At 73.0% G+C, this 16,418-nt stretch carries 13 protein-coding genes; 9 read left to right on the top strand and 4 right to left on the bottom strand.

Annotation, left to right across the window (positions count from 1 at the left end):
- Positions 1 to 152: 152 nt before the first annotated feature.
- The 3 genes from secF to HMPREF3159_RS04150 all read left to right on the top strand — a co-directional run bounded on the left by secF (position 153) and on the right by HMPREF3159_RS04150 (position 4,490).
- A complete protein-coding gene (gene secF / locus HMPREF3159_RS04160; protein WP_070499809.1) occupies positions 153 to 1,385 on the top strand; it encodes a protein translocase subunit SecF in 1,233 nt (410 codons plus the stop codon).
- Positions 1,386 to 1,392: 7 nt separating this feature from the next.
- The gene (locus HMPREF3159_RS04155; RefSeq protein WP_083305786.1) at positions 1,393 to 1,980 is read left to right on the top strand and encodes an adenine phosphoribosyltransferase; all 588 of its coding nucleotides are present in this window, start codon (positions 1,393 to 1,395) and stop codon (positions 1,978 to 1,980) included.
- 92 nt (positions 1,981 to 2,072) lie between these two features.
- Complete coding sequence (locus HMPREF3159_RS04150) at positions 2,073 to 4,490, top strand: RelA/SpoT family protein (protein ID WP_070499808.1); 2,418 nt, start codon at positions 2,073 to 2,075, stop codon at positions 4,488 to 4,490.
- Here HMPREF3159_RS04150 and HMPREF3159_RS04145 read toward each other — a convergent pair.
- Complete coding sequence (locus HMPREF3159_RS04145) at positions 4,477 to 5,400, bottom strand: hypothetical protein (RefSeq protein ID WP_070499807.1); 924 nt, start codon at positions 5,398 to 5,400, stop codon at positions 4,477 to 4,479. The two genes, HMPREF3159_RS04150 and HMPREF3159_RS04145, sit on opposite strands and share 14 nt — an antisense overlap.
- 113 nt (positions 5,401 to 5,513) lie before the next feature.
- Positions 5,514 to 7,253 (bottom strand): DUF349 domain-containing protein, encoded by a 1,740-nt coding sequence (locus tag HMPREF3159_RS04140; protein WP_070499806.1) that lies wholly within the window; start codon positions 7,251 to 7,253, stop codon positions 5,514 to 5,516.
- A gap of 234 nt (positions 7,254 to 7,487) precedes the next feature.
- On the opposite strand from HMPREF3159_RS04140, the gene hisS reads away from it, so the two are divergent.
- Both hisS and trxA read left to right on the top strand, forming a co-directional pair.
- Positions 7,488 to 8,852 carry a histidine--tRNA ligase gene (hisS, locus tag HMPREF3159_RS04135; protein WP_070499805.1) on the top strand — a complete coding sequence of 455 codons (1,365 nt, stop codon included), beginning with the start codon at positions 7,488 to 7,490 and terminating at the stop codon, positions 8,850 to 8,852.
- A gap of 85 nt (positions 8,853 to 8,937) precedes the next feature.
- Positions 8,938 to 9,306 carry a thioredoxin gene (gene trxA, locus HMPREF3159_RS04130; RefSeq protein ID WP_010552359.1) on the top strand — a complete coding sequence of 123 codons (369 nt, stop codon included), beginning with the start codon at positions 8,938 to 8,940 and terminating at the stop codon, positions 9,304 to 9,306.
- Between the two features lie 187 nt (positions 9,307 to 9,493).
- Here trxA and HMPREF3159_RS04125 read toward each other — a convergent pair whose 3' ends face one another.
- A complete protein-coding gene (locus HMPREF3159_RS04125) occupies positions 9,494 to 11,395 on the bottom strand; it encodes a DEAD/DEAH box helicase (protein WP_070499804.1) in 1,902 nt (633 codons plus the stop codon).
- A gap of 312 nt (positions 11,396 to 11,707) precedes the next feature.
- Between HMPREF3159_RS04125 and aspS the strand changes: the two genes are divergently transcribed.
- Entirely contained in the window at positions 11,708 to 13,534 is a 1,827-nt protein-coding gene (gene aspS, locus HMPREF3159_RS04120; RefSeq protein WP_070499803.1) for an aspartate--tRNA ligase, read from the top strand.
- Positions 13,535 to 13,603: 69 nt separating this feature from the next.
- Here the strand turns inward: aspS and HMPREF3159_RS04115 are convergent, their stop codons facing one another.
- Positions 13,604 to 14,197, bottom strand: a complete 594-nt coding sequence (locus tag HMPREF3159_RS04115; RefSeq protein WP_070499802.1) for a DUF3043 domain-containing protein — start codon at positions 14,195 to 14,197, stop codon at positions 13,604 to 13,606.
- A gap of 102 nt (positions 14,198 to 14,299) precedes the next feature.
- Here HMPREF3159_RS04115 and HMPREF3159_RS04110 point away from each other — a divergent pair, with 102 nt between their 5' ends.
- The 3 genes from HMPREF3159_RS04110 to HMPREF3159_RS04100 all read left to right on the top strand — a co-directional run.
- The gene (locus tag HMPREF3159_RS04110) at positions 14,300 to 15,739 is read left to right on the top strand and encodes a dipeptidase (protein ID WP_070499801.1); all 1,440 of its coding nucleotides are present in this window, start codon (positions 14,300 to 14,302) and stop codon (positions 15,737 to 15,739) included.
- Complete coding sequence (locus tag HMPREF3159_RS04105) at positions 15,736 to 16,032, top strand: hypothetical protein (RefSeq protein ID WP_246821463.1); 297 nt, start codon at positions 15,736 to 15,738, stop codon at positions 16,030 to 16,032. The genes HMPREF3159_RS04110 and HMPREF3159_RS04105 overlap by 4 nt, the downstream gene beginning before the upstream one ends.
- A gap of 163 nt (positions 16,033 to 16,195) precedes the next feature.
- A partial coding sequence (locus HMPREF3159_RS04100; RefSeq protein ID WP_305764313.1) for a HesB/IscA family protein occupies positions 16,196 to 16,418 on the top strand: 223 nt, incomplete at its 3' end.

Here is a 16,418-nt window from a genome sequence, read left to right as displayed (position 1 = left end):
GAGCCGATCGCGGTGCGCCGCGCCCGCGAGGCCCGGGAGGCGCGCGAGGCGCAGGAGGCCCGTGACGGGGTCTCTGCGGACGGCCCCTCCGACGACGGCGCGGCCGACGCCCCGGCCCACGAGGACACCGACGAGACCGAGGAGCAGGGCCGATGAGCGCCACCTTCGCCACCTTCGGCAACGACCTCCACGCCGGCAGGCGGATCCTGCCGATCGTCTCCCGCCGACGCACCTGGTACCTGATCAGCGTCGTCGTCGTGGTGCTGCTGGGCGCCCTCGCGGTCGTGCGCGGGCCCAACCTCGGCATCGAGTTCACCGGCGGCTCCGAGTTCCAGATCGCCGGGGTCGCCGACACCGAGCAGTCCTCCGCGCGAGAGGTCGTGCGCGCGCACCTGCCGGACAACGAGCCGAAGGTCACCCAGCTCGGCGGCGACACCCTGCGCGTGCAGACCGAGCAGCTCGACTCGGACCAGACGGCCGAGCTCGCCGGAGAGCTCGCGACGGCCTACGGGGTGCCCGCCGACTCGGTCTCGACCTCCTACATCGGCCCCGTGTGGAGCGGCGACGTCACCCAGAAGATGGCCCGCGGCGTCGTGGTCTTCCTGGTCCTGGTCGCCGCGATGATGGCGCTGTACTTCCGCGACCTCAAGGCGTCCCTCGCCGCGATGATCGCGCTGGGCCACGACATGCTGCTCACCGCGGCGGTGTACGGCGTGGTCGGCTTCGAGATCACGCCCGGCACGGTCATCGGCTTCCTCACCGTCATGGGCTACTCGCTCTACGACACCATCGTCGTGTTCGACAAGGTGCGGGAGAACACCGCAGACCTCACGGGCCAGCGCCGACGCACCTTCGCCGAGCTCGTCGAGCTCGCCGCGAACCAGACCCTGGTGCGGTCGATCAACACCTCCGTCGTCGCGCTGCTGCCGATCGGCTCGATCCTCGCCATCGGCGCGTTCCTGCTCGGCGCCGGCACCCTCAAGGACATCTCCCTCGCCCTGTTCATCGGGATCATCGCCGGTACCTACTCCTCGATCTTCCTCGCCCCGGGGCTGCTCGTGGACCTCCGCCGGCGCGAGGACACGATCGTCCGCCACACCGGCGCCCTCGAGCGGGCGCGCCGCGGGGAGACCGGCTCGACGTCCGAGGACTCGGCCAGGGCTCCCGGCGCAGAGGACGCCGCGACGCGCGGCGGCGACGCCGATGCCGCCGACCCTGACGCCGCCGATCCTGCGGACGCCGACACGGCGGACGAGGGGGAGGGGCGCACCCCGGAGGCCGACCCCGCCGACGAGGACGACGGCACCGTCGGCCGCGACGCCGCACCCCGCCCCGCCCGGCAGCAGCCGCGCAGGACCACCCGACGCCGACGCTCCGGCAGGTGAGGAACCGATGAACGACCCGCAGACCGCCCCTGCCCCGCTCCGCACCGCGGAGGAGATCCCCGCAGCGGCCGAGATCGAGGCGCTGCGCAGCACGCACATCGCCGAGTACCCGGACTTCCCGGCCCCCGGCGTGCTCTTCCGCGACATCACCCCGCTGCTGCGCGACGCGAGCGCGCTGCGCCGCGTCATCCGCTACTGGACCACGCTGCTGCCCGAGGGCATCGAGTACATCGTCGGCACCGAGGCCCGCGGCTTCGTACTCGGTGCACCGCTCGCGTACGAGCTCGGCGCCGGGTTCATCCCGGTGCGCAAGGCGGGCAAGCTCCCTGGTCGCCCGGCCGGGCTGAAGTACGAGCTCGAGTACGGCAGCGCCGAGATCCAGATCCCCGAGAACTCGCTCCCGGCCGGCGCGCGGACCCTCGTGCTCGACGACCTGCTCGCCACCGGCGGGACCGCCGCGGCCACGGTCGAGCTCACCCGACGATTCGAGGTCGAGCTGCTCGGTGCCTCCTTCCTCATCGAGCTCGAGGGCCTCGGCGGCCGCGACCTGCTGCCGGACGTGCCGCTGACCACTGTCTGGTCCATCCCCGACTGATCCCCGGGACGTCGCCGTCCGCCGCCGGCGGACGCGGCGCGCACCCCTGTCGCCCGCGCGTAGACTGGGGCCTTCCAGGCAGGGAGGTGTGCATGCAGGAGCGGACCGCATCCGAGCAGGCCGGGGCCGACGCCGGCCCGGCCGACCAGGCCGCGCGCCCTCCCGCCACGCCGCCCGCACAGCCCGACTCGCCGCGCACCCCCTCGACCGCGCCGCGACGCTCCCGCTCGCGCCTGTCCTTCTTCGCCCCGCGCTCCTCCCCGGTGGATCCGCTGCTCGCACCGCTGCTGGAGACGATGACGGCGGTGAGCCCGAAGGAGAACCAGGAGCTGGTTCGCCAGGCGTACACCGTCGCCGAGCGCGCCCACCGCGGCCAGACCCGCCGCAGCGGCGACCCGTACATCACCCATCCGGTCTCGGTCGCCACGATCCTCGCCGAGCTCGGCTCGCCGGCCGATGTCGTCGCCGCCGCGCTCCTGCACGACACGGTCGAGGACACCGACTACTCCCTGGACCAGCTGCGCGCCGAGTTCGGCGAGGTCATCGCCGTCATGGTCGACGGCGTGACGAAGCTGGACAAGGTCACCTACGGCGAGGCCGCGCAGGCCGAGACCGTGCGCAAGATGATCGTGGCGATGAGCCGCGACGTGCGCGTGCTGCTGATCAAGCTCGCCGACCGCCTCCACAACGCCCGCACCTGGAAGTACGTGCCGGCCGCCTCGGCGGAGCGCAAGGCGAAGGAGACCCTCGAGATCTACGCCCCGCTCGCGCACCGCCTGGGGCTGAACGCGATGAAGTGGGAGCTGGAGGACCGCTCCTTCCAGGTCCTCTACCCCAAGGTGTACGAGGAGATCGTCTCGCTGGTCGCCCAGCACGCCCCGGCGCGCGAGCAGTACCTCTCCACCGTCTCCTCCCAGATCCAGGAGGATCTGAAGAAGGCGCGGATCAAGGCCGAGGTCACCGGCCGGCCCAAGCACTACTACTCGATCTACCAGAAGATGATCGTGCGGGGCCGCGACTTCTCCGACATCTACGATCTGGTCGGGGTGAGGGTGCTCGTGGACACGGTCCGCGACTGCTACGGGGTGCTCGGCACGCTCCACGCGCGCTGGTCGCCGGTGCAGGGCCGCTTCAAGGACTACATCGCGCTGCCGAAGTTCAACCTGTACCAGTCGCTGCACACCACCGTGATCGGCCCGACCGGCAAGCCGGTCGAGGTCCAGATCCGCACTCGTGAGATGCACCGCCGGGCGGAGTACGGCGTCGCCGCGCACTGGAAGTACAAGGCGATGGCGGGCGGCCAGGGCGGTGGCGAGTCCGCGGCGATCACGAACGACGCCGCCTGGCTGCGCCAGCTGATGGACTGGCAGAAGGAGACCACCGACTCCGGCGAGTTCCTGGACTCGCTGCGGTTCGAGATCAACACGCAGGAGGTGTACGTCTTCACGCCGAAGGGGGACGTGCTCGCCCTGCCGCAGGGCTCGACCCCGGTCGACTTCGCCTACTCGGTCCACACCGAGGTGGGACACCGCACGATCGGGGCGCGGGTGAACGGACGCCTGGTCTCCCTGGAGTCCGCGCTCGCCACCGGCGACGTCGTGGAGGTCTTCACCTCGAAGTCCGCCGATGCCGGCCCCAGCCGGGATTGGCTCGGCTTCGTGAAGTCCCCGCGGGCGCGCAACAAGATCCGCCAGTGGTTCTCGAAGGAGCGTCGCGAGGAGGCGCTCGAGCGGGGCAAGGAGGAGCTCGCCAAGGCGCTGCGCCGGCAGGACCTGCCCATGCGCCGCCTGCTCACCCACGACACGCTCGCCACGATCGCCTCGGAGCTCAACCTCGGCTCGATCGATGCGCTGTACACCTCGATCGGCGAGGGTCACACCGGTGCCCAGCACGTCGTCGAGAAGCTGCGCGCCTCCTTCGGCGGCGCCGACGGGGCGGAGGAGGACCTCGCCGAGATCACCCTGCCCTCGAAGGTCCGCCCGCGGGGCAGCCGCGCCGAACGTCACACGGCGGAGACGGACCAGGGCGTCATCGTGGACGGCCATGCCGACCTGTGGGTCAAGCTCGCCAAGTGCTGCGCTCCGGTGCCGGGCGATCCGATCGTCGGCTTCATCACCCGCGGCTCGGGGATCTCCGTGCACCACACCAGCTGCACCAATGCGATACAGCTCCAGGAGCAGCAGCCCGATCGCATGGTCGAGGCGAGCTGGTCCGGGCGGCACTCCACCGCCTATCTCGTGCACATCAAGGTCGAGGCGCTGGACCGCCCCCGACTCCTCACCGATCTGGCGCTGGTGATCTCGGAGCAGCAGGTCAATCTGCAGTCCGCCTCGGCGCAGTCGAACACCGACCGGCTCGCGACGACCTTCTTCTCCTTCGAGCTGGCCGATCCCACGCACCTCCAGTCCGTGCTCGCCCAGGTCAGGCGCGTCGAGGGCGTCTACGACGTCTACCGCGTCACGGCCGACGGCCGGCCCGTCGGACTCGGAGCGCCGCTCACGGCGAGCTGAGAGGCCCGTTCCGCTCCGACCGCGCTGTGATCAGCGGACCCTCCAGGCGCATCCCTGTGAGCGGCCACACAGTGGACGGCGGCTCCAGGGCCCGTCGCGGTCCGCACCGTCCGGTCCCGTCCAGCTCTGCCGTGTCCGACCGCGCCGTGAGCGGTGTGAGAGCCCGGTCCAGCCGCTCCCGGGCCTCCTGCACGCCGGGATGCCGGTGCAGCCGGTGCAGATGCGCGCGCAGCTCCTCGTGCTCCACCAGGCCGGCCCGTTCGAGTCGCCGCAGCAGCGGGCGGGCGATCGCCTCGGGGCTGAAGCGCAGCAGATCCGAGGCGGTGCGGCGGGGCGTGGTCACGGGCGCGCCGCCGACGGTGTCGATGTCGCCCGGGACGAGCCGGGCATGGCGCTGGACCACGCCGGCGAGGATCCCTCGGTGCGCGGGGGAGAGCAGCTCGAGCGGTGCCGGCGGCCGACCGCCCAGATGCACCCAGGCGGCGCTCCTCCCGGCGATCACGTGATGGGACTGCAGGTGCTCCCCGAGGGCGCAGCCGAGCGCCAGGGCACGGCGCACCGAGGTCCCGAGGAGATCCGGGGGCAGGAACACCCCGGGCAGCAGTCGGATGATCTCCCCGCGGGCGACCATCGCGGCGGTGGTCGGGGTCTCCTCCCAGCGCTGCAGCTCGGCGCCGAGGGGGAGGGCGAGTTCCGCCGCGTGATGGGACCAGGCCGCGCACAGCCCGATCGGGCGCAGCCTCGCAGGTGGGGGCGGGCGGTCGCAGGGCGGGGGAGCGTCCTGTGCGGGGGCGTCGGTGAGGAGCTCGCGCAGCACGGGGTCCGCCAGGGCGCCGCGGAGCGCGGCGTCGACGGGCACCCCGGGAGCGGGTGCGGTGAGGGCGGGCGCGGCGGCGGCGAGGGTCTCCATGCATCGACCCTGGCCCCCACCGGTCCGCACGGCAATGCCCCGCCCGTCCCTGTGGACGAGCGGGGCAGTGGGGAGGAGAGGTGCGCGGCGCCGGCGGACGGCGCGCGGGCGCCTCAGCCCAGGTCGCGGGCGGAGCGCTCGATCACCGCGAGCCACTCCTTGCGGGCCTCGAGCGCCGCCTCGGCCTCCGCGATCTTCTTCGGGTCGCCGCCGGCACGCGCCTTCTCCAGCGCCTCCTCATAGGAGGCGATCGCGGAGTGCAGCTGCGAGGACGCACCCTCGACGCGCGCCTTGGTGCGCGGATCGGTGCGGCGCCATTCGGCCTGCTCGGCGTCCTTCACCGCACGCTCGACGGCCCGCAGGCGGGAGTCGATCCGACGCATGTCGCCGCGCGGCACCTTGCCCGCCTCCTCCCAGCGGTCCTGGACCGAGCGCAGCGCGGACTTCGCCGCCTCGAGGTCCTCGGCCGGGTCGAGGGCCTCGGCCTCGGCCAGCAGCGCCTCCTTCACCTCGAGGTTCTTGCGCTGCTCCGCCTCGGTCTCGTGGAGATCCGCGTTGCGCGCCGCGAAGAACGTGTCCTGGGCGGCCTTGAACCGCTTCCACTGGGCGTCATCCTTCTTGCGGCTGCCGCGCGGCGCACGACGCCACTGGTCCATGAGGTCCTTGTACGCCCGGACCGTCGGACCCCAGTCGGTGGAGTCCTGCATCGCCTCGGCGCGGGCGATGAGCTCCTCCTTCTGCGCGGCGGCCTCGGCATGCCGCTCGTCGAGCTGGGAGAAGAACTGCTTGCGCATCCGGTCGAAGGAGCCGCGGGCGGCCGAGAGCCGCTTCCACAGAGCCTCCTCGGTGGGGCGGTCCAGGCCGATGTCCTCGGACTGCATCTGCTTCCACGTCGGGACCATCTGACGCATCGTCTCGCCGGCGTTCTTCCAGGAGATCTGCTCCGGGTCGGTGGCGACCAGGGCCTCGATCGACTCGACGAACTCGGTGCGGCGACGGGTCGCGGCCTCACGGCCCTCGGCCCGCTTCGCCTCGAGCGCCCGGATCTTCTCCTTGGCCTGCTCGCGCAGCTCGGAGGCGCGTACGCGCAGCGCCGGGATGTCGCCGACGACCTGCGGCTCCTTCATGTTCTTGCGCAGGTTCTCCAGGAGCCGGTTGAGCTCGTTCTGGGTGTGCTCGGGCGCGGTGAGGGCTGAGGCGGTCTGGTCGAGGAAGGCGACCAGGTCCAGGTACCCCTTCGCAAAGGGCTCGAGCGCGGCGTCGTGGTCGGTCTCGGTCGTGGTGCCGATCGTGCGCACCTGGGTGCCGTCCTGGACGGTGACGGTGCCGTCCGCCGCCACGCTGCCGAAGGCCTTCGCCGCGGCGATCTCGGCGGGGTCGTGCTCGGCGGCCGCGGGAGCGACGGGCAGCAGCGCCGCCGTCGGCTTCTTCCCCGCCAGCGCGGCGGGGGAGGGGGCGGCCGGTCGCGGGCGGGAACCGGCCGGCGCGGGCTTCGTCACGGGGGTCGGTGCAGGCGTCGCCGGCGTCGCCGCGGTGGAGGCACCCGCTCCCTCGGCGGGGGCCGCGTCGTCGGGGGGAGTCGCGTCGTCCGAGGAGGTCGAGGCCTCCGAGGCAGTTCTGGTCTCCGAGGCGCTCTCCCCGGTCGCGGTGCTCTGCTCTGTCGCGGTGCTCTGCTCGGCCCCCGCGACCCGCTCGCCGGTCTCGGCGGCGGGGCCGGCCTGCTCGGCGGCCGCGGTCTGCGCCTCGGGGGCGGAGGGCTCCGCGGAGCTCTGCTCGGCCGTGGCGTCGACGACGGCGTCGGCGGGCTGGGCGGCTGCCTGGTCGGCGGGGAGGGAAGTCTCGGACTCGCTCACGATGAGCTCCTTCGATGGGATCCGCTGCGGGGCGGGACACTGCCGTCACCGGGACGGCCGGGCTGATGGGGTGCTCGTCACGGAGGGACCGGGGCGACCACGTCACGGAACTCTACAGCGGAGCGCGCCGGCGTTCCGCCTCGTCCGGCGCCGTGCGACCCCGCCTCGGGCACGCCCGGCCCCGAGAGGGGATAATGGGCCCGCACCGCAGACGACCAGAAGGAAGTGCACCGCATGGCGAAGATCGCCGCCCTGTCAGGATTCCCGGAGTGGCTCCCCTCCGAGCGTCTCGTCGAGCAGCACGTGATCGACGTGTTCCGGGAGGTCGCCGAGCTGCACGGGTTCTCCGGCATCGAGACGCGCGCGGTCGAGCCGCTCGAGCAGCTGCTGCGCAAGGGGGAGATCGACAAGGAGGGGTACGTGCTGCGCCGCCTCCACGCCGAGGAGGGCGACGAGGACGCCGGCGCCGACCGCTCCCGCACCCTCGGCCTGCACTTCGACCTCACCGTCCCGCTCGCCCGCTACGTGCTCGAGCACCAGAACGACCTCGCCTTCCCCTTCCGGCGCTACCAGATCCAGAAGGTGTGGCGTGGCGAGCGTCCCCAGGACGGCCGGTTCCGCGAGTTCTACCAGGCCGATCTCGACGTGATCGGCCAGGACACCCTGCCCGGCCACGTCGAGGCCGAGGTCGCGATCGTGATGGCGGAGATCCTCTCGCGCCTGCCGCTGCCGCAGGTGAGCATCCACGCCAACACCCGCCGCCTCTCCGAGGGCTTCTTCCGTGCGATCGGCTTCCAGGACCACACCCCCGTGCTGCGTGCCCTCGACAAGCTGCCGAAGATCGGCGCCGGCGCCGTGGCCGCACTGCTGCGCGACGAGGCCGGCGCGAGCGAGGAGCAGGCGCAGAGGGCGCTCGCCTTCGCCTCGATCCGCACTCGTGATGCCTCCTTCGCCCATCAGGTCCGCGACCTCGGCGGCAGCGGCGAGATGGTCGAGGAGGGCATCGCCGAGCTCACCGCCGTCATCGAGCGGGTCGAGGCGGCCGTGCCCGGCATGATCGTCGCGGACCTCTCGATCGCCCGCGGCCTGGACTACTACACCGGCACCGTGTTCGAGAGCTTCGTCGCCGGGCACGAGTCGCTCGGCTCGATCTGCTCCGGCGGGCGCTACGACCGCCTCGCCTCCGACAACCGCCACACCTATCCCGGCGTCGGCCTCTCCATCGGCCTCTCGCGGCTGGTCTCCCGCCTCGTCTCGGCCGGGATGGCGGCGCCGAGCCGCGCGGTCCCCACCTGCGTGCTCGTCTCGGTCGCCGATGAGGAGCACCGGGGCCGCAGCGACGCGGCCGCCCGGGCGCTGCGCGCCCGCGGCATCGCCTGCGAGGTCGCTCCGAGCGCCGCGAAGTTCGGCAAGCAGATCCGCTACGCCGACCGCCGCGGCATCCCCTTCATCTGGTTCCCCGGCGAGGAGGGCACCGGCGGGGAGGTCAAGGACATCCGCAGCGGCGACCAGTCCGCGGCCGACGCCACCACCTGGCAGCCCCCCGCCGAGGACCTGCGCCCGCGCGTCCTCGCCGCCCAGGAGGACCAGGTGGACTGACCGCCTGTCCGACCGCCGGAGGATGAGCTGGCTCACACCGCGGCCCCGGGGGAATGATCCCCGGGGCCGCGGCGTTCCAGGGGGCATGGCTACGCTCACTCTGACCACCGAGAACCACGACAAGACCGTCGAGGACGGCATCGTCCTGATCGACTTCTGGGCGGGCTGGTGCGTGCCGTGCCAGCGCTTCTCCCCGATCTACGAGGAGGCCTCGGAGACGCACGAGGACGTCACCTTCGCGAAGGTCGACACCGAGGACCAGCAGGACCTCGCCATGCGCTACGGCGTCACCTCCATCCCGACCCTCGTCGCCTACCGCGAGGGCATCCCGGTCTTCTCCCAGGCCGGCGCCCTGCCGCAGTCCGCGCTCGAGGACCTCATCGGCCAGGTGAAGAACCTGGACATGGACGAGGTCCGCAAGGCCTACGCCGAGGCACAGCAGAAGCAGGGCTGACGCCTCCGCAGGGCCGATACCGGTCGCGACCCCGCGACGACAGGACCCCGCCACCCGGAAGGGTGACGGGGTCCTGTGCTGTGCGGAGGCACTGCGTCGCGAGGTGCCCGGCGGAGCCGGGCACCGCCGAGCTCACGCCCCGGGCAGCCGCATCGAGGCGGGGCCGTCCCCGGGGCGGGAGCGGCGCTCAGCCTTCCCGGCGGAAGGGGCGGCGCCTGCCCTCGGGGCGGCCGTCGCGGTCGTCACGGCGCGGTCGGTCGTCGCGGCGGAAGGGACGCTCGCCGTCACGACGCGGGCCCTTGCCCCCGCGCGGCCCGCGGTCCGGGCCGATGCGCAGCTCGCGCCCGCCGAGCTTGGCCCGGCTGATGCGGTCCATCTGCTCCGGGGTGAGTGAGCCGCGGATCTGGACCAGCGAGAAGTGCGGGAAGATCTGGATCTTGCCGATGTCCTTCCCGTGCAGGCCGCCCTCGCCGGTCATGGCGCCGACGATGCCCGGCGGGCGTGCGCCGTGGGAGTGGCCGACCCCGACCTTGTAGGAGGTGTACCCGCGCTCCGTCGGCGTCGCCTCCCGCGGGCCGCGGTCGCCGCGCTCACGGTCGTCGCCGCGCAGCTGCGCACCGGTGAACTCCTCGTCCTCGTTCGCCGCGCCGGGGCCCTCGTCGCCCACGGTCATCGCGCCGAGCACGGCGGCGAGCTCGAGCGGGTCGATGTCGTTCTCGGCGACGAACTCGCCGATCAGCTCGCGGTACAGCTCCAGACGGCCCCGCTCGATCCGCTCGGGGACCTGGGTCAGCAGTGCGGCGAGACGATGCTTGGAGACGTCGCGGGGCGAGGGGATGTCCGCCTCGGCGAGGGTCTGCTTGGTGGCGCGCTCGATGTTCTTCAGCGCACGGCGCTCGTGCGGGCCGATGAAGGTCAGCGCCTCGCCGGTGCGGCCCGCGCGACCGGTGCGGCCGATGCGGTGGACGTACGACTCCGCCTCCTTGGGCACGTCGAAGTTCACCACCAGGCCGATCCGCTCGACGTCCAGGCCGCGGGCGGCGACGTCGGTGGCGACGAGCACCTGCAGAGAGCCGTCGCGGAGCCGCTCGACGATCTTCTCGCGCTCCTTCTGCGGCACGTCGCCGCTGATCGACGCCGCGATCAGGCCGCGGGCCACCAGCGCGGAGCCCACCTCCTCGGCGGCGGCGCGGGTGCGCACGAAGACGATCGCCGCCTCGGCGGACGAGGTGGCCAGCACGCGGGCGAGCGCGCCGGTGCGGTGCTTGAAGGGCACCACGGCGTAGGTCTGGGTGACGCTCTTGACGGTGGAGGACTGCGGGGTGACGCTCACACGCACCGGGTCCTTCATGTGGGTCTGCGCCACGCGCTGGATCGCGGCGGGCATCGTCGCGGAGAACAGCGCGACCTGACGGCTCTCGGGGGAGTGGGAGAGGATCTCCTCGACGTCCTCCGCGAAGCCCATGCGCAGCATCTCGTCGGCCTCGTCCAGGACCGCGAAGCGGATCGTGTCCAGCTTGAGGTTCGCGCGGCGCATGTGGTCCATCACGCGGCCGGGGGTGCCGACGACGACCTGGGCGCCGCGCGAGAGCGCGCGCTCCTGCGGGCCGTAGGGGGAGCCGCCGTACAGGGCGACCACGTCGAGCCCGCCCATGGAGGTGGCGAAGGAGGAGATCGCGTCGGCGACCTGCATCGCGAGCTCACGGGTCGGGGCGAGCACCAGCGCCTGCAGCTCGCGGGCGGACGGGTCCACGGCGGCCAGCAGCGGCAGGCCGAAGGCGGCCGTCTTGCCGGTGCCGGTCTGGGCGACGCCGATCACGTCGCGGCCCTCGAGCAGCGAGGGGATCGCCTGCGCCTGGATCGCCGAGGGGGTGGTGAAGCCGAGCTCGTCGACCGCGCGCCGCAGCGGCGCCGGCAGGTCGATGTCGTCGAAGCTGGGCCCGGCCGGGGCCTGCGGCTCCTCGGCGGCCGAGGGGGCGGCCCCGCTCTGCGCGCCCGCCCCCTCGGTGCTCTCGGTCACGGTCTCGGCAGGGACGTCGGACCCGTCGGCGGGGTCGGCGGCATCGGGGGCAGGGCGGGATTCGGTCATGGCGTCCTTACGACGGTCAGGGGTTTCAACAGGCCCCAACAGGTCGCAGGGCGTGGCTGCCCATACATTCCGCGCTGCGAGCGCCATGCGCGGGGCACGGCATGCTCGGGCGGACTCGGGCGGAAGGACCTGCGCTCCGGCAGGTCGAACAGATCTCGAGTCTACGGGGGAGAGGGCCCGCTCCGACAGGTCGGCGGTGGCGAGATCCCTCACCCCGGACGGTAGGCTGGCCTCTCCGCGCACCCCGTGCGCCGGACCCCGCGCGCGCCGCGCCGGGGAGCCACCGACCCCCGACACCGCGAAGGACATCCCGTGCTGCGCACCCACACCGCCGGTGAGCTCCGCCAGGAGCACATCGGACAGACCGTCACCCTCACCGGCTGGATCGGCCGTCGCCGTGACCACGGCGGCGTGACGTTCCTCGATCTGCGCGACGCCGCGGGCGTCACCCAGGTCGTCGTGCGCGAGGACGAGGCGATGCACCTGCGCAGCGAGTACGTGCTGAAGGTGACCGGCTCCGTCGACCGCCGCCCCGAGGGCAACGAGAACCCGCAGCTGCCCACCGGCGAGATCGAGGTCACCGCGACCGAGGTCGAGGTGCTCAGCACCTCCGCGCCGCTGCCCTTCCAGCTCGACGAGCACAGCGAGGTGGGCGAGGAGACCCGCCTGCGCTACCGCTACCTCGACCTGCGTCGGCAGGGCCCGGCCGCCGCGATGCGCCTGCGCTCCGAGGTGAACCGCGCCGCGCGCGACACCCTCCTGGACCAGGGCTTCGTCGAGGTCGAGACCCCGACCCTGACCCGCTCCACCCCCGAGGGCGCCCGCGACTTCCTGGTCCCCGCGCGCCTCGCCCCGGGCTCCTGGTACGCGCTGCCGCAGTCCCCGCAGCTGTTCAAGCAGCTGCTCATGGTGGGTGGCATCGAGAAGTACTTCCAGCTCGCCCGCTGCTACCGCGACGAGGACTTCCGCGCCGACCGCCAGCCCGAGTTCACCCAGCTCGACGTCGAGATGAGCTTCGTGGACCAGGAGGACGTGATCGCGCTGGCCGAGCAGATCCTCTCCGCCGTCTGGGCGAAGGCCGGCCATGAGATCTCCGGCCCCTTCCCGCGCATCACCTACGCCGAGTCGATGCGCCGCTACGGCTCGGACAAGCCCGACCTGCGCTTCGACCTCGAGCTGGTCGAGATGACCGAGTACTTCGCGGACACGCCCTTCCGCGTGTTCCAGGCCCCCTACGTCGGCGCGGTCGTCATGGCCGGCGGCGCCTCCCAGCCCCGTCGCCAGCTCGACGCCTGGCAGGAGTGGGCCAAGCAGCGCGGTGCGAAGGGTCTCGCCTACGTGCTCGTCCAGGAGGACGGGACCCTCACCGGTCCCGTCTCCAAGAACATCTCCGAGCAGGAGAAGGCGGGTCTGCTCGAGAAGACCGGCGCGGCCCCCGGCGACTGCGTCTTCTTCGCCGCCGGCGAGCCGAAGAGCTCCCGTGCCCTGCTCGGCGCGGCCCGGAACGAGATCGCCGAGAAGCTCGGGCTCATCGACGAGGACGCCTTCGCCTTCGTGTGGGTCGTCGACGCGCCGATGTTCGAGCCCGCCGCGGATGCCCGCGCGGCCGGTGACGTCGCCGTGGGCGGGGGCGCCTGGACCGCGGTCCACCACGCCTTCACCTCGCCGAAGCCCGAGTTCCTCGACACCTTCGACACGGACCCGGGCAGCGCCCTCGCCTACGCCTACGACATCGTCTGCAACGGCAACGAGATCGGCGGTGGCTCGATCCGCATCCACTCCCAGGACGTGCAGCAGCGCGTCTTCGAGGTGATGGGGATCGGCGCCGAGGAGGCGCAGGAGAAGTTCGGCTTCCTGCTGGACGCCTTCCAGTTCGGTGCCCCGCCGCACGGCGGCATCGCCTTCGGCTGGGACCGGATCGTGGCGCTGCTGGCCGGGGAGGAGTCGATCCGCGAGGTCATCGCCTTCCCCAAGACCGGCAACGGCTACGACCCCCTGACCGCGGCCCCCGCCCCGATCACTCCGCAGCAGCGCAAGGAGGCGGGCGTCGACGCGAAGCCCGCCGCGAAGGACGCGCCGAAGGATTCCGCGAAGGACGTGCCGCAGGGCGAGGCGGGCACCGCCTCCCCGGAGGCCTGAGCCCTCTTTACACGAGAACGGCCGACGCGAGTGATCGCGTCGGCCGTTCTCGTGGTCCCGGGGAGTCGCTCAGCGAGGCGCCTCGCCGTGCTTGATCTGCGGCTTCGGCAGGCGGAAGCGTCGGATCTGGATCGCTCGCATGATCCCGTAGCCGACCAGGCCCTGGCCCACCGAGCCGAAGCGCTCGGTGAGCTTCGCGCGCAGGGAGCGGCGCAGGACGAGGCTGTCGATCACGCACAGCGCGATGCCGCCCCACAGCACGACGATCATGCCCGTGCTCATCGCGGTGGTGATCTCCGGACGGATCAGCGGCAGCACCAGCGCCACCAGCATGAACACCAGCGCGATCGGGAAGAAGTACTCGGCGATGTTGCGGCGCGAGTCCACGACGTCGCGCACGTAGCGGCGCTCGGGGCCGCGGTGCTGAGCCGGCATCTTCCGCTCATCGCCGGTCACCAGCGCCTGCTGCGCCTCCATGCGCTCCTGGGAGGCGCGCTCGCGATCGCGCTTGCGCGCCTCCTTGCGGTCGTCGACGACCAGCGGACGGCGACGCGCCGCCTCGGCCTCCTTGCGGGTGCGCGTGGGGCGACCCTTGGTGCCGGGGCGGGAAGGGGCCGAGGACTGCTCGGCGGGATGCGGGGGCTCGGACTTGCGGAAGATCACCGGGGCATTCTAGGCGACGGGGACGGGAGCCGCCTGGGACCCCTGCGAGGGCCTGCCCCGTGCTCGGGTCCGTCGCCCGGCCGCGGCGGTACCGTGAAGGCCATGAGCCTGAACGAAGACCCCGTCTCGCCCACCGCCGACGCCGCCTCCCCGGAGGAGGTTAAGGCGCTGCGCGAGCGCCTGGATCCCCTGCTCCCCGCCGCGATCGAGGATCTGAAGGATCTCGTGCGGATCCCGTCGATCGCCTTCGAGGGGTACGACCAGGAGCCCGTGCGCCGCAGCGCCGAGGCCGTCGCCGAGCTGCTGCGCGGCGCCGGCATGCAGCAGGTGGAGATCGAGTCCGTCGCGGGCGGGAGCCCCGCGGTCATCGGACGCAGTCCGGCCGCCCCGGGTCGCCCGACGGTGCTGCTCTACGCGCACCACGACGTGCAGCCCACCGGCGAGGTCTCCGACTGGAGCAGCGACCCCTTCGAGCCCGTCGAGCGCGACGGCCGCCTCTACGGGCGCGGCGCGGCCGACGACAAGGCCGGCATCATGGCCCACGTCACCGCGCTGCGCCTGGTCGGGGAGGAGCTCGCGGCCGACGGCATCGGCGTGAGCGTCTTCGTCGAGGGCGAGGAGGAGGCGGGCTCCCCGACGTTCCGTCCCTTCATCGAGGCGCACCGCGACGCCCTCGCGGCGGACCTCATCATCGTCGCGGACTCCGCGAACTGGGCGGTGGGCACCCCGGCCCTGACCACGAGCCTGCGCGGCCTGGTCGACCTCGTGGTCGAGGTGCGGGCCCTGGACCACGCCGTCCACTCCGGCCTCTTCGGCGGTCCCGTGCTCGACGCCCTCACCCAGCTCAGCCGCCTGCTCGCGACCCTGCACGACGAGGACGGCACGGTCGCCGTCGAGGGGCTGCGCCGCGCCGAGGACCCGAGCGTCGAGATGGACGAGGTCGACTACCGCCGCGACGCCGGCGTCGTCGAGGGGGCCGAGCTCTCCGGCGAGGGGCAGCTGACCGCGCGACTGTGGACCCGTCCGGCGCTGTCGGTGATCGGCATCGACGCCCCCTCCGTGCGCGACGCGTCGAACACTCTCGTGCCCGTCGCCCGCGCGAAGGTGTCGCTGCGGATCCCGCCGGGCGATGACCCCGAGCGCGCCATGGAGGCGCTGACGGCCCATCTCGAGTCCCACGCCCCGTCCACGGCGAAGGTCACGATCCACCGCGGGGAGCTGGGTCGCCCCTTCAGCGCCGCGCAGAGCTCGGCCGCGATGGACCTCGCCCGCCGCTCCTTCGCACGAGCCTGGGACACCGAGGCGGTGGACACCGGGCTCGGCGGCTCCATCCCGTTCATCGCCGACCTGCTCGAGGTCTTCCCGCAGGCCGAGGTGCTGGTCACGGGGGTCGAGGACCCCGAGTCCCGTGCGCACGGGATCGACGAGTCCCTCCATCTCGGGGAGTTCGCGAAGGTCTGCCTCGCCGAGGCGCTGCTGCTGCGCGGCGCCGGCGCGCTCGCGGAGAGCACCGCGCAGAGCCGCGACGGGGACGGGGCATGAGCGGCCAGGGACCGGGCCGCCAGGGCGCCGGGACCGGCCGGGGGAGCGGGCAGGAGCCCGCGCCGGTCTCCCCGCTGATGATCCCGCTGCTGGTGCTGGGCCTCGCGTTCGGCTTCTTCTCCGGCTACTTCCTGCTGTGGTGGGGCGCGCTCGTGGTCCTCGGCGTGATCGTCGCGGCCGTCTCGCTCGTGCTCAGGGGCCGCAGCCGGGACGGCGCCACGGGCGCGATCGCCGGCGTGCTCCTCGGGTACGCGGGCGTGATCCTGGTGGCGCTCTTCCGCGGCGCGCTGTGACGGTGTCCGGGAGGGGGAGCGGCTCCGCGCCCGCCGGCCGGGGCGGCCGGGGCTGTCCCCGTCGGCCGGTGCAGGGACGTGAGGCGGCTCGCCGCCGACGGTCCTCCCCGTTCCCGGCGGCCGGGGCGTATCCTGGACGGAATCGAGCTTCGAGGAGGACCGAATGACCACGACCACCACCGAGCGCCCCGCCCCGGCGCACGGCGTCACCCTCACGCCCGGCGCCGCGCAGAAGGTCACGAGCCTGCTGGAGCAGGAGGGCCGTGACGACCTCCGCCTGCGGATCGCGGTGCAGCCCGGCGGCTGCTCCGGGCTGATCTACCAGCTCTACTTCGACGAGCGCCTGATGGACGACGACCAGGTCGTCGACTTCGAGGGTGTCGAGG

It is taken from the genome of Brachybacterium sp. HMSC06H03, assembly GCF_001807385.1.
In the GTDB taxonomy this organism is placed as follows: Bacteria; Actinomycetota; Actinomycetes; order Actinomycetales; family Dermabacteraceae; genus Brachybacterium; species Brachybacterium conglomeratum.
This window is presented reverse-complemented; position numbering and strand designations above follow the sequence as displayed.

Bases quoted from the DNA above. Each gene is read 5' to 3' on its own strand.
- secF (WP_070499809.1), top strand. From the start codon at position 153: ATGAGCGCCACCTTCGCCACCTTCGGCAACGACCTCCACGCCGGCAGG.
- HMPREF3159_RS04155 (WP_083305786.1), top strand. From the start codon at position 1,393: ATGAACGACCCGCAGACCGCCCCTGCCCCGCTCCGCACCGCGGAGGAG.
- HMPREF3159_RS04150 (WP_070499808.1), top strand. From the start codon at position 2,073: ATGCAGGAGCGGACCGCATCCGAGCAGGCCGGGGCCGACGCCGGCCCG.
- HMPREF3159_RS04145 (WP_070499807.1), bottom strand. From the start codon at position 5,400: ATGGAGACCCTCGCCGCCGCCGCGCCCGCCCTCACCGCACCCGCTCCC.
- hisS (WP_070499805.1), top strand. From the start codon at position 7,488: ATGGCGAAGATCGCCGCCCTGTCAGGATTCCCGGAGTGGCTCCCCTCC.
- trxA (WP_010552359.1), top strand. From the start codon at position 8,938: ATGGCTACGCTCACTCTGACCACCGAGAACCACGACAAGACCGTCGAG.
- HMPREF3159_RS04125 (WP_070499804.1), bottom strand. From the start codon at position 11,395: ATGACCGAATCCCGCCCTGCCCCCGATGCCGCCGACCCCGCCGACGGG.
- HMPREF3159_RS04110 (WP_070499801.1), top strand. From the start codon at position 14,300: ATGAGCCTGAACGAAGACCCCGTCTCGCCCACCGCCGACGCCGCCTCC.
- HMPREF3159_RS04105 (WP_246821463.1), top strand. From the start codon at position 15,736: ATGAGCGGCCAGGGACCGGGCCGCCAGGGCGCCGGGACCGGCCGGGGG.